At 73.0% G+C, this 15916-nt stretch carries 10 protein-coding genes; 7 read left to right on the top strand and 3 right to left on the bottom strand.

What is annotated here, in order from left to right; translation table 11 throughout:
- Positions 1–10 precede the first annotated feature (10 nt).
- The 6 genes from ACQPWW_RS25245 to ACQPWW_RS25220 all read left to right on the top strand — a co-directional run bounded on the left by ACQPWW_RS25245 (position 11) and on the right by ACQPWW_RS25220 (position 7471).
- Positions 11–3397 carry an error-prone DNA polymerase gene (locus ACQPWW_RS25245; RefSeq protein ID WP_433125982.1) on the top strand — a complete coding sequence of 1129 codons (3387 nt, stop codon included), beginning with the start codon at positions 11–13 and terminating at the stop codon, positions 3395–3397.
- A 93-nt stretch (positions 3398–3490) separates the two neighbouring features.
- Complete coding sequence (locus tag ACQPWW_RS25240) at positions 3491–3667, top strand: hypothetical protein (protein ID WP_167493679.1); 177 nt, start codon at positions 3491–3493, stop codon at positions 3665–3667.
- A 30-nt stretch (positions 3668–3697) separates the two neighbouring features.
- Positions 3698–4465: a methyltransferase domain-containing protein gene (locus ACQPWW_RS25235; protein ID WP_433125980.1), complete on the top strand. Its 768-nt coding sequence runs from the start codon at positions 3698–3700 to the stop codon at positions 4463–4465.
- The gene (locus ACQPWW_RS25230) at positions 4462–5634 is read left to right on the top strand and encodes an alkaline phosphatase family protein (RefSeq protein ID WP_433125978.1); all 1173 of its coding nucleotides are present in this window, start codon (positions 4462–4464) and stop codon (positions 5632–5634) included. The genes ACQPWW_RS25235 and ACQPWW_RS25230 overlap by 4 nt, the downstream gene beginning before the upstream one ends.
- Before the next feature lie 62 nt (positions 5635–5696).
- A complete protein-coding gene (locus tag ACQPWW_RS25225; protein ID WP_433125976.1) occupies positions 5697–6956 on the top strand; it encodes a DNA polymerase IV in 1260 nt (419 codons plus the stop codon).
- 116 nt (positions 6957–7072) lie between these two features.
- Entirely contained in the window at positions 7073–7471 is a 399-nt protein-coding gene (locus ACQPWW_RS25220; protein ID WP_433125975.1) for a DUF3040 domain-containing protein, read from the top strand.
- 306 nt (positions 7472–7777) lie between these two features.
- On the opposite strand, the gene ACQPWW_RS25215 is transcribed toward ACQPWW_RS25220, so the two are convergent.
- The 3 genes from ACQPWW_RS25215 to ACQPWW_RS25205 are packed head-to-tail and all read right to left on the bottom strand — an operon-like array spanning position 7778 to position 12624.
- Entirely contained in the window at positions 7778–10255 is a 2478-nt protein-coding gene (locus ACQPWW_RS25215) for a transglutaminase TgpA family protein (protein WP_433125973.1), read from the bottom strand.
- Positions 10256–10271: 16 nt separating this feature from the next.
- Entirely contained in the window at positions 10272–11570 is a 1299-nt protein-coding gene (locus ACQPWW_RS25210; protein WP_433125972.1) for a DUF58 domain-containing protein, read from the bottom strand.
- Between the two features lies 1 nt (position 11571).
- Positions 11572–12624, bottom strand: coding sequence for an AAA family ATPase (locus ACQPWW_RS25205; protein WP_357251025.1), 1053 nt, complete (start codon positions 12622–12624; stop codon positions 11572–11574).
- A 402-nt stretch (positions 12625–13026) separates the two neighbouring features.
- On the opposite strand from ACQPWW_RS25205, the gene leuS reads away from it, so the two are divergent.
- Complete coding sequence (gene leuS, locus ACQPWW_RS25200; protein WP_433125971.1) at positions 13027–15867, top strand: leucine--tRNA ligase; 2841 nt, start codon at positions 13027–13029, stop codon at positions 15865–15867.
- The last annotated feature ends 49 nt before the right edge of the window (positions 15868–15916 follow it).

The following is a 15916-nucleotide window of genomic DNA, read 5'->3' as shown; positions in this document are numbered from 1 at the left end:
CGGAGGCCCGATGAGCTTCCACAACCCGAAGATGCCCTGGTCGGAGCTGGAGCGGGTGCTCTCCGGGCGGGCCGGTGGCGGCTCCGGCCGGCCGGGCGGCGGGCGGTCGCGCGAGGAGCGGCACCTGCACGTGGTGGACCCGCTCGCCGTGGACGCCGACGGGGGCGACTCCCCGGCCTGGAGCCGTCGGCGCGAGCAGTACCAGCCACCGGAGCTGACCCGCCCGGACGGGGTGGTGCCCTACGCGGAGCTGCACGCGCACACCAACTTCAGCTTCCTCGACGGTGCCAGTCACCCGGAGGAGCTGGCCGAGGAGGCGGCCCGGCTGGGGCTCACCGCGCTCGCCGTCACCGACCACGACGGCTTCTACGGGGTGGTCCGGTTCGCCGAGGCGGCTCGCACGCTGGGCCTGCCGACCATCTTCGGCGCGGAGCTGTCCCTCGGACTGCCCGGCCCGCAGAACGGCGAACCCGACCCGCACGGCGCGCACCTGCTGGTGCTCGCGCACGGTCACGAGGGGTACGCCCGGCTGGCCACCACCATCGCCCGCGCCCAGCTACGCGGCGGGGAGAAGGGCCGCCCGGTCTACGGGGACCTGGAGGAGGTCGCCGCCGAGCTGCGCGACCACGTGCTGGTCCTGACCGGCTGCCGCAAGGGGCACGTGCCGGGGGCGCTGCTCACCGAGGGGGTGGACGCGGCGGCCCGCGAGTTGGACCGGCTGACCGCGCTCTTCGGCGCGGAGACGGTCGCGGTGGAGCTGACCGACCACGGTCATCCCGTCGACGCCGACCGCAACGACGCGCTCGCCGAGTTGGCCGCCGCGGCCGGGTTGCCGACGGTGGCCAGCAACAACGTGCACTACGCCAGCCCGGGCCGGCGTCGGCTGGCCACCACCGTCGCCGCCGTCCGGGCCCGCCGCAGCCTGGACGAGATCGACGGCTGGCTGCCCGCCGCGGCCACCGCCCACCTGCGCAGCGGCGCGGAGATGGCGGCCCGGTTCGCCGCGTACCCGGGGGCGGTGGCTCGGGCCGCCGAGTTCGGCGCCGAGTTGGCCTTCGACCTCCAGCTCGTCGCGCCGCAGCTGCCGGCGTACCCGGTGCCGCCGGGGCACACCGAGATGAGCTGGCTGCGCAAGCTGACCGCCGACGGCGCGCACGAGCGCTACGGGCCGCCGCAGGCGCACCCGGCGGCGTACGCGCAGCTCGACCACGAGCTCAACATGATCGAGGAGCTGGGCTTCCCCGGCTACTTCCTGGTGGTCTACGACATCGTCGCGTTCTGCCGTGACCAGGACATCTACTGCCAGGGTCGGGGGTCGGCGGCCAACTCGGCGGTCTGTTACGCGCTGCGGATCACCAATGTGGACGCGGTCCGGCACCGGCTGCTCTTCGAGCGTTTCCTCGCCCCGGAGCGGGACGGCCCACCGGACATCGACGTGGACATCGAGTCCGACCGCCGGGAGGAGGTGATCCAGCACGTCTACACCCGCTACGGCCGGGAACACGCCGCCCAGGTCGCCAACGTCATCTCCTACCGGCCCCGGTCGGCGGTGCGGGACGTGGCAAAGGCGTTCGGCTTCTCACCCGGGCAGCAGGACGCCTGGAGCAAGCAGATCGACAGGTGGGGCTCGGTCGCCACTGTCGATGTGGAGAACATCCCCGAGCAGGTGGTGGAGTACGCGAACGAGTTGCAGACGTTCCCCCGGCACCTGGGCATCCACTCCGGCGGCATGGTGATCTGCGACCGGCCGGTGATCGAGGTCTGCCCGGTGGAGTGGGGGCGGATGCCCGGGCGCAGCGTCCTCCAGTGGGACAAGGACGACTGCGCCGCGGTCGGCCTTGTCAAGTTCGACCTGCTCGGCCTCGGCATGCTCTCCGCCCTGCACTACGGCTACGACATGATCGGCGAGAGCCTCGACCTGGGTGACATGACCCTGGACGACCCGGAGGTCTACGACATGCTCTGCCGGGCCGACTCGGTCGGGGTGTTCCAGGTGGAGAGCCGCGCCCAGATGGCCACCCTGCCCCGGCTCAAGCCCCGCGAGTTCTACGACCTGGTGGTCGAGGTGGCGCTGATCCGGCCCGGTCCGATCCAGGGCGGTTCGGTGCACCCGTTCATCCGGCGCAAGAACGGCCAGGAGCCGGTGACGTTCGCGCACCCGCTGATGCGCAACGCCCTGGAGAAGACCCTGGGCGTTCCGCTGTTCCAGGAGCAGCTGATGCAGCTCGCCATCGACCTGGCCGGCTTCGACGCGGCCGAGGCCGACCAGTTGCGCCGGGCGATGGGGGCCAAACGGTCGGTGGAGCGGATGACCCGCATCGCCGACCGGCTCTACGCCGGGATGGCCGAGCGGGGCATCACCGGCGAGCTGGCCGACGACGTCTACCGCAAGCTCACCGCGTTCGCCAGCTACGGCTTCCCGGAGAGCCACGCGATGAGCTTCGCCTACCTGGTCTACGCCAGCTCCTGGCTCAAGCGCTACCACCCGGCGCCGTTCCTGGCGGCGCTGCTCAACGCCCAGCCGATGGGCTTCTACTCCCCGCAGACCCTTGTCGACGACGCCCGCCGGCACGGGGTGGAGGTCCGTCGTCCGGACATCAACGCCAGCGGGGCGCAGGCGGTGCTGGAGTCCACAGCGGACACCCGGTGGGGCAGCGGGCCGGGGGAGCCGCCGCACGCCTGGGGGCTGGGCGGCCCGGCCGTCCGGCTCGGCCTGTCCAGCGTACGGACCCTCGGCGCGGACGTGGCCGAACGGATCGCGGCCGACCGGGACGCCGGTGGGCCGTACCGGGACATGTCGGATCTGGCCCGGCGGGTCGGTCTCACCGCGGCGCAGTTGGAGGCGCTGGCCACCGCGGACGCCTTCGCCTGTTTCGGGCTGACCCGGCGGGAGGCGCTCTGGGCTGCCGGCGCGGCGGCCCAGGACCGGCCGGGTCGGCTGCCCGGCACGGTGACCGGCGCGGCGGCGCCCACGTTGCCCGGGATGGAGGCGGTGGACCGGCTGGTCGCCGACGTGTGGGCCACCGGGCTGTCCCCGGAGAGCCATCCGGCCCGGTTCATCCGGGGTCAGCTCGACGTGCTGGGCGCGGTGCCGATCGCCCGGCTGGGCCGGGTGGAGCCGGGGCAACGGATCCGGGTCGGCGGCATCGTCACCCACCGGCAACGTCCGGCGACCGCGGGCGGGGTCACCTTCCTCAACCTGGAGGACGAGACGGGGATGCTCAACGTCACCTGCTCGCCGGGGCTGTGGCAGCGCTACCGGCGGGTGGCCCGGACCAGCGCCGCGCTTGTGGTGCGGGGGCGGTTGCAGCGGCACGAGGGGGTGACCAACCTGGTCGCCGACCGACTGGACGCCATCGAGCCGCCGGTCAGTCCCGCCTCCCGTGACTTTCGCTGATTCAGTGATCCACATTACGGTTTCCTGAACCGTCGGGCGGGAGACTCGTCCCGAGCGGGCAGAGCGGCCCGCGATCCGTAAGGGAGAACGACAGTGACGGGTAATCACGCGTACACCGGTGGAATCGCCAACGCCCGGCGGACCCGACTGGGCAACGGCTGGGTGCCGTCGCACCTCGCCGACCCCCGCGAGTACGAGGTGACAAACGGTCCGGTGGCCAACGAGCGCCGGTCCCGGGCGGAGGACGAGGCCGAGGGCACCGAGGCCTGACCACCGCCGCGGCACCACCGGTCAGGCCGGGTGACTAGGCTCGTCCGGGTGGAGCAGACCCGAGGCCGGTTCGCCGGGCCGCCGCTGACACCCCGTACCGCCGTGATCTGGTCGGTGCTCCGCGCCGAGCTGGACCGGCGCGGCGACGCCGAGCTGACAGTGCTCGACGTGGGCGGCGGCACCGGCGGTTTCGCCGTCCCGCTGGCCCGCGCCGGGCACCGCGTCACAGTGGTCGACGCCAGCCCCGACGCGCTGGCGGCGCTCACCCGCCGGGCCGCCGAGGCCGGGGTGGCCGACCGGATCGCCGCCGTGCAGGGCGACGGCGACGCCCTCGCTGGGCTGGTCGAGCCGGCCGGCGTCGACCTGGTGCTCTGCCACGCCGTGCTGGAGGTGGTCGACGACCCGACGCCGGTGGTGTCCGCGCTGGCCACCGCGCTGCGCCCCGGCGGCGCGGCAAGTGTCCTGGTGGCCGGCCGGGCCGCCGCCGTGCTGGGCCGGGCGATGAACGGGCACCTGGACGTGGCGACCGCCCTGGCCGCCGATCCGGCCGGCACCGCCGGGCCGCGCGACACGCTGCGCCGGCGCTACGACGCCCCCGCCGCCGCCGCGCTGCTCGGCGCCGCCGGGCTGGTCGTCGAGGAGATCCACGGGGTACGCGTGCTGGCCGACCTGCTGCCGGCCGCTGTCGCCGATGGGCAGCAGGCCGCGCTTGTGGAGTTGGAACGCGTCCTGGCCGCCCAACCGCCGTACCGGGATCTGGCCGCCCAGCTGCACCTGTTCGCCCGCCGACCGGCATGATGCCCGCTCCGGACGGCGCGCCGGCGCCGCTGGCGGTCCTCGGGCCGGACCACGGCGGCGGCCGTCTCGCCGATGTGCTGCCCAGCGCGCTCGCCGTGCTGGGCGTGCCCGGCTCGGCCGACCCGCTCGGGTTGGCTCCCACCCTGGCCGGGGTACGCCGGATCGCCGTGCTGCTTGTCGACGGGCTCGGCTGGTACCAGGTGCCGACCGCCGCCCGGTACGCGCCGACGCTCGCCGGGCTCGCCGCGACGGTGGGCCGTCCGCTCATCGCCGGTTTCCCGTCCACCACCCCGACCAGCCTGGTGTCGCTGGGCACCGGCGTGCCGCCCGGCGCGCACGGGGTGCTCGGCTTCACCGTGCGGGTGCCCGGCACGGACCGGGTGCTCACCCACACCGACTGGGCCGGGGATCCGTCGCCGCTGAGCTGGCAGCCGGTGACCACCCAGTTGGAGCGCGCCCGCGCCGCCGGTGTGACGACGACAGTGGTGAGTCGGCCGGAGTTCGGTGGCAGCGGGTTGACACTGGCCGCCAACCGGGGCGGCGACTTCCGGGGCGCCGCCGGCGGGGAAGCGGTGGCCGCCGCCATGCTGGCCGCGCTGGCCGCCGGCCCCGGGCCGACGCTGGTCTCCGGCTACCACGCCGACCTGGACCGGCACGGCCATCTCAGCGGGGTCGACTCGGCGCCCTGGCGGGTCGCCGCCACCGAGGTGGACGCGCTGGTCGCCCGGTTGGTCGACGGGCTCCCGCCGGACGCGGCGCTGCTGGTGACCGCCGACCACGGCCAGCTCGACATTCCCGCCGCGCACCGCTTCGACCTGGACACCGACCCCCGCCTGCGCGACGGGGTCCGGGTGGTCGCCGGTGAGGCCCGGGTGCGGTACCTGCACGTCGCGCCGGGCGCGCTCGACGACGTGGTGGCCGCCTGGTCGACAGTGCTCGGCGACGCCGCGCGGGTACGCACCCGCGAGGAGGTGGTGGCCACCGGCTGGTTCGGGCCGGTGCCCGAGCAGCACCTCGCCCGGATCGGCGACGTGGTGGTGACCTGCAACGACACCTACGCGGTAATGGCCAGCCGCACCGAGCGGCCGATGGCGTCGAAGCTGGTGGCGTACCACGGGTCGGACACCGCCGCCGAGCTGACAGTGCCGCTGCTGGTCGTGCGCGGCTGACCGGGGCACGGTCCGGCCCACCGGCGGCTGGTGGTGTCGTACCTCCGGGTTAACCTGCCGGGATGGGCCGCAGTCAGTCGTTGCCCCGGGGCGGGGATCCGCGCTTCGGGCCGGATGCCGACGACTCGGGCAGCCCGATCCTGCACGTCGACATGGACGCCTTCTTCGCCGCCGTCGAGGTGCGCCGCCGACCGGAGCTGCGCGGCCGGCCGGTCATCGTCGGCGGGGTGGGGCCGCGCGGGGTGGTCAGCTCGGCCAGCTACGAGGCCCGCCGGTACGGCGTCCGCAGCGCGATGCCGACCAGCCAGGCTCGGGCGCGCTGCCCGCACGCGGTCTACCTGCCACCGGAGTTCACCGCCTACACGGCCGCCTCCCGGGCGGTGATGCAGATCTTCCGGGACGTCACCCCGCTGGTCGAGCCGCTCTCCCTCGACGAGGCGTTCCTCGACGTGAGCGGCGCCCGCCGACTCTTCGGCTCCCCGGCCGCCATCGCCCGGCTGATCCGCCGACGGGTCGCCGAGGAGCAGGCGCTGACCTGTTCGGTGGGGGTGGCGCCGAGCAAGTTCGTGGCCAAGCTCGGTTCCACCCGGGCCAAGCCGGACGGCCTGCTGGTGGTGCCCTCGGGGCAGGTCCTCGACTTCCTGCACCCGCTGCCGGTGGACGCGCTCTGGGGGGTGGGGGAGCGGGCCGCCGAGTCGCTGCGCAGGCTCGGCCTGGCCACCGTCGGCGACCTCGCCGAGGCCCCGCTGGGCATGCTCCGCAAGGCGGTCGGCGCGGCCTCGGCGGCCCACCTTCAGGAGCTGGCCTGGGGACGGGACCCGCGCCGGGTCAGCCCCGAGCACGTCGACAAGTCGATCGGCGCTGAGGTGACCTTCGACGTCGACGTGGCCGACCCGCTGGAGATCCGCCGCGCGTTGCTCGCGCTCAGCGCCAAGGTCGGCGTCCGGTTGCGCGGTTCCGGGCAGGTCGGGCGCACCGTCGCGCTCAAGGTGCGGCTGGCCGACTTCCGGACCGTCAGCCGTTCCCGCACTCTCGACGTGTCCACCGACACCGCCCGCGAGATGTTCGACACGGTCTGGGCGCTCTACACCGCACTGGACCCGGGCGAGCGGATCCGACTCGTCGGTGTCCGGGTGGAGGGGCTCGCCCCGGCGCAGGGCGCGCCGCGGCAGCTCACCCTCGGCGCGCCCGAGCGTGGTTGGCGCGAGGCGGAAGCTGCCGCCGACGCCGCCGCTGCCCGATTCGGGCGGTCCGTCATAGGTCCGGCCAGTCTGATGGGCGACCGTGACGCTCACCGAAAGGAAAATCCGTCCCACCCATAGGTCGTCCCGCTTTCCGACGCGCGACCCCCCTCGTAGACTTGCGGGTAAGCAGCCGGATGGCTGCCACGGTCTGTCGGCCCGAGTGGGCCCGACCAACGTGACCGGGGAGGAGTGCCGTGCCGCTCTCGGAGCACGAGCAGCGGCTGTTCGAGCAGATCGAGCGGTCGCTTGCCGAGGACCCCAAATTCGCCTCGGCCGTGCGCGCCAGCGATCCGCGCTTCCATGCGCGGCGTCGCCTGCTCGTCGCCGCCGGCGTCATCATCGCTGGCTTGGCTCTACTGGTCTACGGGGCGGTGATCAAGACTCCGCCGCTGGCGGTGGCGGGATTTGTCCTCATGCTGGCCTCGGCCGCCTATGCGGTGCAGTCGCACCGGCGAGCGCAGTCACCCGACCTGCACGTGGTGGGTGGCACGACAAGTCGTCGCCGTCCCCGCGGTGGTCGGTCGGGCCGCAAGTCGTCACTCCTGGACCGCATGGAGGACAGGTGGCGGCAGCGCCCGGAGGGGCACCGCTGAGTCGGTCTCGCCGCTGAGGCGGGCCGAACGCCGCGACGAGCGGGTCGCCGGGCACAGGCCCCGGCGACCTGGGTCGTATCCGCGCGCCCTTCTCCCACCGCGCACGCCCTTCTTCCACTGCGCACGCCCTTCTTCCACTGCGCACGCCCTTCTTCCACTGCGCACGCCCTTCTTCCACTGCGCACGCCCGGCACTACCGCCCGGCGAGCCTGATCAGGTGACGAAAAGTAGGTCTGGCGAGCCTGCCAGACCTACTTCTCATCAGTTGATCAAAGGATCGGCGGGGAGGTGCCGGGGCTGAGCAGGTCAGCGGGCCGTTCGGTCCGCCAACAGCCGTCGAGGGTTCCACCGCAGCAGCCGGTGCCGGGCTCGGCCGGTCAGTGCAACCATCCGGCCGGACGTGTCCGCCATGCTGGTCCGCCACCGCAGCAGCACCGACGGCGGCAACACGGCGGCGACCAGGCGGGTGCGTCGGTCGGCCCGCGCGGCGAGCGCCCCACGGACCGCCCGTAGCGCCAGCGGCAACCGCTCACCGGTCAGCGGGTCCCGGGCGTAGCGGGCCCGCTCCTCCGCCTGGCCGAGCAGCCGCGCCGACCCGGTCACGGCGGCGTCGTCGCCGAGGGTGTCGCGGGCCAGCCGGTCCGCTGTCGCCCGGGGCGTCTCGGTCAGATCGACCGGAACCCGGAAGTCCACCATCGTGTCGAGCAGTTCCGCCCAGGCGGCGTGTGCGTCCGCGCGGGCCCGGTCGGCGTCCACGCTGACCACCACCACCGGCGCTCCCGGCTCGACACCGTCGCCGACGGCCGTTGGGACGGTCGCCGCGGCGCTCGCCGGCCGACCACCCCGGCGGCGGCGCAGCGCCAGCCGGCGCAGCGCGGGGATGGCGAGCAGTGCCAGCAGGGCCAGCAGGCCCGCCGTCCACCACGGCCAGACCGGGGGCTGGTCGGCCGGAGTGGTGCCGCCCAGGGACAACCCGTCGTCGATGTCCCGGTCGGCGTTGTCCGGCCCGGCCGGCCCGGCCGACGCCTCGGGCCCCGTCGGGGTGTCCGAGACGCCGGAGCCCGGGGTGGTCGGTTCCGGCGCGTCAGTGTCCGGTGCCCAGGCCGATCGGGTGGACCCCGGCACCCCGTACGTCGGGGTGGCGTCGAACGGCACCCAGCCGACCCCGTTGAAGAAGACCTCGGTCCAGGCGTGCAGGTTGAGGTTGGTCAGCGTGAAGGTGTCACCGTCGCGCTTGCTGCCGTTGGTGAACCCGAACGCCACCCGGGCCGGGATGCCCGCCGAGCGGACCAGCCAGGCCATCGCGGCGGCGTACTGCTGGCAGTAGCCGACCTTGTTGGTCAGGAAGTTGACGATGTCCTGCCCGCTGCTGCCGCTCTCGGTGCTCAGCCGGTAACGGAACCCGTTGTCCGCCGAGAAGTGCTGGTAGATCGCCAACACCCGGTCATAGTCGGTGCGCCGGCCCTGGGTCAGTCCCTTGACCAGCTCCTCGACCTCGGGCACCAGCCCAGGGACGGCGGTCATCTGCCGGCGTACGGGGTGTTCGGCAGGCAGCGGCTGGGTGGCCCGCAACGTCGCCGGCGTGTAGGTCGAGCGGACGTAGTCGAAGGAGTACTTCCGGCCCCGGGAGTTTTCCCGGTTGGAGAAGACGACCTGCTGGTTGGGGTCGTAGAGCCAGTTGCCGCTGAGGTCGTCGGTGCGCACCGGCTCGGCGTACACCGGCATCAGCGCCATGCTCAGGCTCTTGGTGACCTCGACGGTGGCCCGGTAGGTGGTCTGCTGCACGCCGGGGCGGGCCCGCTCGGCCGGGTCGGGCAGGTCCCGGTTGGCCGGCCGGCCGCTCGGGTTGCGCGCCTGGAAACCGTTCGGGCGCAGCTCGTCGGCGACCGCGTAGCGCAGGTAGAACGGGTTGGGCTCGGACGTGGTGACCTTGACCAGGTCGGCCACCTGGGACTGGTTGAGCTGACCGGCGAGCGAGGCGAACAGGTCGATCCGACCCGACGTGCCGCCCGGACCGGATCCGTTGCCGGTGCCGTTGCCCGGACCGCGGCTGAGGGAGTCGAGGAGCCCACCGCTCATGCCGGGCACCGCCAACGGCAGCGCCACCGCCAGCACCACCCCGACCACCGCGAGTCGACGACCGGCCGACGCCAGCGGCGAGGACTCCCACACGTCGACGTCGCGGCCGTCGCCGGTGAACCGGCGCCCGAACCTGCGTACCCGGTCGACGTTGTCGGTGACCAGCAGCCAGAGGTAGCCGGCGGCGCCCACCACGAACGGCGTCGCGGGGACGCTGTCCACATAGACGGCGACCGGCACCGAGTAGATGGCGAGCATCGGCAGCCCCGCCAGCGCGGGCCGGCGCAGCCCCACCGCCAGGAAATCCACGAGTACGGCGACCGCGCCGACGCCGAGCACGGCGATGAACAGCAGCGGGTCGGTGTCCGGGACTTCGACTCCGTACGAGCGCATGTCCTGCATGGACCCGCTGAGCAGGTCGGCGAAGTGCGCGAACGTGCCCGGCGTGGGCAGCACGGCGAGCAACTCCTGGTTGCTGGGGAACAACCAGGTCAGGGCGAGGACCAGACCGGCCAGCATGCCCAGCACCTGACCCCACAGTGGCGCCCGGACGAGTCTGGTCAGCGCGGCCGCCCCGGCCACCACGGCGACCGCGATGATCGACTCGACAAGCCACGTCCAGCTCTGGAAGATGGCCGACAGCGGCGCGGCGGCCAGCAGCGTGGCCGTGGCCGCCACCAGGCCGATGTTCCGACTGGCGATCATGAGGGGACCCTTCCGTTCATCGCACGCCGCCGGCGACCGTCTCCGCCAGCGCGGCGCGGAGGGCGAAGCCCTGGGAGCCCCGGCCGGCCTGCGGCCACAGTGTCGGCAGTCGGGCGCCGTGGTCGACGCCGACGACGCGCCAGCCACTCTGCAACATGGCGAGGACGGCGGCGCCGTGCGCGTGCTCCGCCTCGGCCCGGGCCTTCTCCGGCAGACTGAGCCAGGTGGAGCTGTTCAGCAGGAAGCCGATGCAGGTGGCCCCGTTGCCCCGCAGCCCGGCCAGCAGCTCGGCCTCGGCCACGCTCACCGTGCCGAACAGCCCGATGATCAACCCGCCGTCCGCGCGCTGGCGGACCCGCTGCACGAGACCTGTCACCTCGGCGCGCTGATCCAGGCGCACCTCCGCGAGGTGGTCGAGCAGCGCCCCGTCACCGCCGGCCTCCGACGCGTCCACGTCCACGCCCGAGCCGGTGACCAGGCGCAGCTTGTAGCCGGCCTGCCGAAGGTGCACGGCGACGCTCGCGGCGGCGGAGACGGCCCACTCGAAACTGGCCGTCGGCCCCTCGCCGCGGTGGCCGTAGGCGCGAGTGTCCAGAACGACGGTGGCGCGGCTCTCCCACGGCTGTTCCTCACGGCGCACCATCAGCTCACCGGTGCGCGCTGTGGACTTCCAGTGCACCCGGCGCAGGTCGTCGCCGCGCCGGTACTCCCGGGTCGCCGCGTCGTCCTCGCCGTGCACCGCCACGGACCGGGCCCGGCTGTCGCCGCTGCCCGCGTACTCCCCGGGGAGCCGGACCGACGGCAGGGGGGCGACCTGCGGGATGACCGTCAGGTGGTCGGTGCTGGGGAAGGACCGGGTGAGCTCGCAGAGGCCGAACGGATCCGTTATCCGGACCACAAGCGGACCCACGTCGTAGCGGCCCCGCACGTCGGCCCGCACTGTGTACGCCACGGAACTGGCCTGGTGCGCGCCGAGCCGCTCCAGGACCACCCGGGGCCGGCTGCCCAGCGCGTAGGGCAACCGGTCCTCCAGCAGGAGGGTGCCGGTCGGCAGCCGGGAGAGGTTCTGCAGACGCAGCACCACCCGGGAGTTGGCGCCGACCGGGACCCGGTGCGGGTCCAGTGACCGGTTGCAGGCCAGCTTGTACCGGCTGCGCCCGACGTAGGCAGCGGCCAGCAACGGCAGGATGGCCAGCAGCACCGCCACCCGGAGCAGGTCCCTCTCGCCGAGGATGCCGGACGAGAGCGCCGCCGCGACGGCGGCGGCGAGGAAGGAGCGCCCGCGGGTGGTCAGCCCGCGCAGCCCGGCACGCACGTCATGGCCTCCGGGGCTCGTAGGGCGCGCGGCCGTTGCCGGAAGCGGGCCGGGTGTCGTACGGGTTGCGCTGCCGGTCGTGCGGCAGCGGCAGGCGGTGCACCAGCTCGGAGACGATCGCGTCGGTGGTGCGCCGGGCGAGCTGCGCGTCGGCGGTCGGGATGATCCGGTGGGCGAGCACCGGCACCGCCAGGGCCTGCAGGTCGTCGGGGAGGACGTAGTCGCGGCCCTCCAGGGCGGCGACCGCCCGCGCGGTGCGCAGCAGTTGCAGGGTGGCTCGGGGAGAGGCGCCGAGCCGCAGGTCGGGGGCCTCACGGGTGGCGGTCACCAGGTCGATCGCGTACTGCTTGACCGCGTCCGCGACGTGCACCTGCCGGACGGTGGCGATCAGCTGCCGGACGATGGCCGCGTCGGAGACCGCGCGCAGCTCGTTCAGCGGGTCGGTGGCGCCGTGGCCGTCGAGCATGGCCAGCTCGGCGTTGGAGTCCGGGTAACCCATCGCGATGCGGGCGGTGAACCGGTCGCGCTGCGCCTCGGGCAGCGGATAGGTCCCCTCCATCTCGATCGGGTTCTGCGTGGCGATGACCATGAACGGGGTCTGGAGCTGGTACGTCACCCCGTCGACGGTGACCTGCCGCTCCTCCATGCACTCCAGCAGCGCCGACTGGGTTTTCGGCGAGGCCCGGTTGATCTCGTCGCCGACCACCAGGTTGGCGAAGACGGCACCCGGGCGGAACTCGAAGTCGTGCGTCTCCTGGTTGTAGACGCTGACCCCGGTGACGTCGCTGGGCAGCAGGTCGGGGGTGAACTGGATCCGTCGTACCGTGCAGTCGATGGACCGCGCGAGGGCCTTGGCCAGCTTGGTCTTGCCGACACCGGGAACGTCTTCGATGAGGAGGTGACCCTCGGCGAGCAACACGGCCAGGGCGAGCCGCACGGTGGCGGTCTTACCCTCGATGACCTGCTCGATGTTGGCCACGATGGCCTCGCTGGCGGCGCGGAACTCGTCGTGCGGCAGTAGGCCGCCAACCTCGTCCCAGGTCTGTTGTGTCACGGGCCTCCTCCTCGTCGCCGTCACTGCAGCTCTCTAGAGAGCACCTGGACCCGCCGTTGGGTTCGCGACGTCGAGCCTCGTTTGCCGCAGGATTCTCACTAGCCTCTCAGGCTAACCATGTTTGTCGTTATCGCCGACCCCCGCAGGTAGTCCGTCGGTTACGCCCCGATATTCGCCGCCTCGGGGGACCCGGCCCTTCGTGCCCCTGCGGCCGGCGGGCCGGACCGGCGGCGGGGTACACTCCCGGACATGGCCGGAGTCTTCCTGCTTCTTACCGGGCCGTGCTGATGCGCTGAACGCGCGACAGCACGGCGGCCCCTCCTGTGCGAGGGGCATTTTTGTGCCCGCCGCCGGCCCGGCCCGGCGACGCCGAGACGAAGCGAAGCGAAGCGAGGAGAGACGATGAGTGAGGCAGCCGCACCGGCGGGCGACATTCCCCCGTTCCGGTACACCGCGGCCCTGGCCGACGAGATCGAGATCCGTTGGCAGGACACCTGGGCGCGCGAGGGCACCTTCCACGCACCGAACCCGACCGGCCCGCTGGCCGACCCGACCCACCCCCGCGCCGGCGCGGACAAGCTGTACGTGCTGGACATGTTCCCGTACCCCTCGGGCGCCGGCCTGCACGTCGGCCACCCGCTGGGCTACATCGGCACCGACTGCTACGCCCGCTACCAGCGGATGGCCGGTCGCAACGTGCTGCACGCGATGGGCTTCGACGCGTTCGGCCTGCCCGCCGAGCAGTACGCGGTGCAGACCGGCACCCACCCCCGGACCACCACGGTGGCGAACATCGAGCGGTACAAGGCGCAGCTGCGCCGGCTGGGGCTGGCGCACGACGAGCGCCGCTCGGTGGCCACCATCGACACCGACTTCTACCGCTGGACCCAGTGGATCTTCCTGCAGATCTTCAACTCCTGGTACGACAGCGACGCCGGCCGGGCCCGCCCGATCGCCGAGCTGATCGCCGAGTTCGAGGGCGGTAACCGGTCCACCCCGGACGGCCGGGCCTGGGCCGAGCTGAGCGTCGCCGAGCGCCGCCAGGTCGTCGACGACCACCGGCTGGCGTACGTCTCGCAGGCCCCGGTCAACTGGTGCCCCGGGCTGGGCACCGTGCTGGCCAACGAGGAGGTCACCGCCGACGGCCGCTCCGACCGGGGCAACTTCCCGGTCTTCAAGCGCAACCTGAAGCAGTGGAAGATGCGGATCACCGCGTACGGTGACCGGCTGCTGGACGACCTGGACAGCCTGGACTGGCCCGAGCCGATCAAGCTGATGCAGCGCAACTGGATCGGCCGCTCCACCGGGGCGCACATCGACTTCGCCACCGCTGGCGAGTCGATCCGGGTGTTCACGACCCGGCCGGACACCGTCTTCGGCGCCACCTACATGGTGCTGGCGCCCGAGCACGAGCTGGTCGACACGCTGGTGCCGACCGCCTGGCCGGACGGGACGAGGGACGTCTGGACCGGCGGGCACGCCAACCCGCGCGCTGCCGTCGAGGCGTACCGCAAGGCGGCGGCGGCCAAGACCGACGTCGAGCGGCAGTCCGACACCAAGGAGAAGACTGGCGTCTTCATCGGCGCGTACGCCACCAACCCGGTCACCGGCGGGCAGATCCCGATCTTCATCGCCGACTACGTGCTGGCCGGCTACGGCACCGGCGCGATCATGGCGGTGCCGGCGCAGGACGAGCGGGACTGGGAGTTCGCGGAGGTCTTCGAGCTGCCCATCGTGCGTACCGTGCAGCCGGCGGAGGGCTTCGACGGCAAGGCGTACACCGGGGACGGCCCGGCCATCAACAGCGCCGCGCCTGACCGCGGCCTGGACCTGAACGGCCTGGGGGTCGCCGACGCCAAGGCGGCGATCATCTCCTGGCTGGAGGCGAACGGGCACGGCACCGGCGCGGTGACCTACCGGCTGCGGGACTGGCTGTTCTCCCGGCAGCGGTACTGGGGTGAGCCGTTCCCGATCGTCTACGACGAGACCGGCGCGGCCATCGCCCTGCCGGAGGAGATGCTGCCGGTCGAGCTGCCCGAGGTGGACGACTTCTCCCCGAAGACGTTCGACCCGGACGACGCCGCGTCCAACCCGGAGACCCCGCTGTCGCGGCGGCGGGACTGGGTCGAGGTCGAGTTGGACCTGGGTGACGGGCCGAAGCGCTACACCCGGGAGACCAACGTGATGCCGCAGTGGGCCGGCTCGTGCTGGTACGAGCTGCGCTACCTGGACCCGACGAACAGCGGGCGGTTCGTCGACGCGGAGAACGAGCGCTACTGGATGGGTCCGCAGCGCGAGGGCGACTGCGGCGGCACCGACCTGTACGTCGGCGGCGCCGAGCACGCAGTGCTGCACCTGCTGTACGCGCGGTTCTGGCACAAGGTGCTGTTCGACCTGGGGCACGTGTCGTCCTTCGAGCCGTTCCGCAAGCTGTTCAACCAGGGCATGATCCAGGCGTACGCGTACACCGACTCGCGCGGCAGCTACGTGCAGGCCGAGGAGGTCTTCGAGCGCGACGGCGCCTACTACCTGGGCGACCTGGCGGTCACCCGCGAGTACGGCAAGATGGGCAAGTCGCTGAAGAACGTGGTGACGCCCGACGACATGTGCGCCGCCTACGGTGCGGACACCTTCCGGGTGTACGAGATGTCGATGGGCCCGCTGGAGGTGTCCCGCCCCTGGGAGACCCGGGCGGTGGTCGGCTCGTACCGGTTCCTGCAGCGGGTCTGGCGGGCCGTCGTCGACGAGCAGACCGGCGCGCTGCGGATCACCGAGGACCCGGCCGACGAGGCGACCCGTCGGCTGCTGCACAAGGTGATCGACGGCGTCCGGGGCGACATGGACGGCATCCGGTTCAACACCGCGATCGCCAAGCTGATCGAGCTGACCAACGGGCTGACCCAACTGTCGGCAACGCCCCGTGAGGTGGCCGAGCCGCTGGTGTTGATGGTGGCGCCGTTCGCCCCGCACCTGGCCGAGGAGCTGTGGCGCAAGCTGGGCCACGACACCTCGCTGACGTACGCGGACTTCCCGACCGCCGACCCGGCGCTGCTGGTGGCCGACACGGTGACCTATCCGGTGCAGGTCAACGGCAAGGTTCGTGGCCGCATCGAGGTGCCCGCCGACGCCGCCGAGGAGACCGTCCGCGCGGCGGCCCTGGACGCGGTGGCGGCGACGCTGGCCGGCAAGGAACCCCGCAAGGTCATCGTGGTCAAGGGCCGAATGGTCTCCGTGGTCGCCTGACGACCTGGCGGCGGACACCGGATTGAGCGTTATGACTCAGCGGTATGAA

Origin of the sequence: Micromonospora sp. CA-240977, assembly GCF_050942285.1 — a bacterium.
In the GTDB taxonomy this organism is placed as follows: Bacteria; Actinomycetota; Actinomycetes; order Mycobacteriales; family Micromonosporaceae; genus Micromonospora.
Note: the sequence above shows the minus strand (reverse complement) of the source record. Positions and strands in the feature narration are given on the sequence as shown.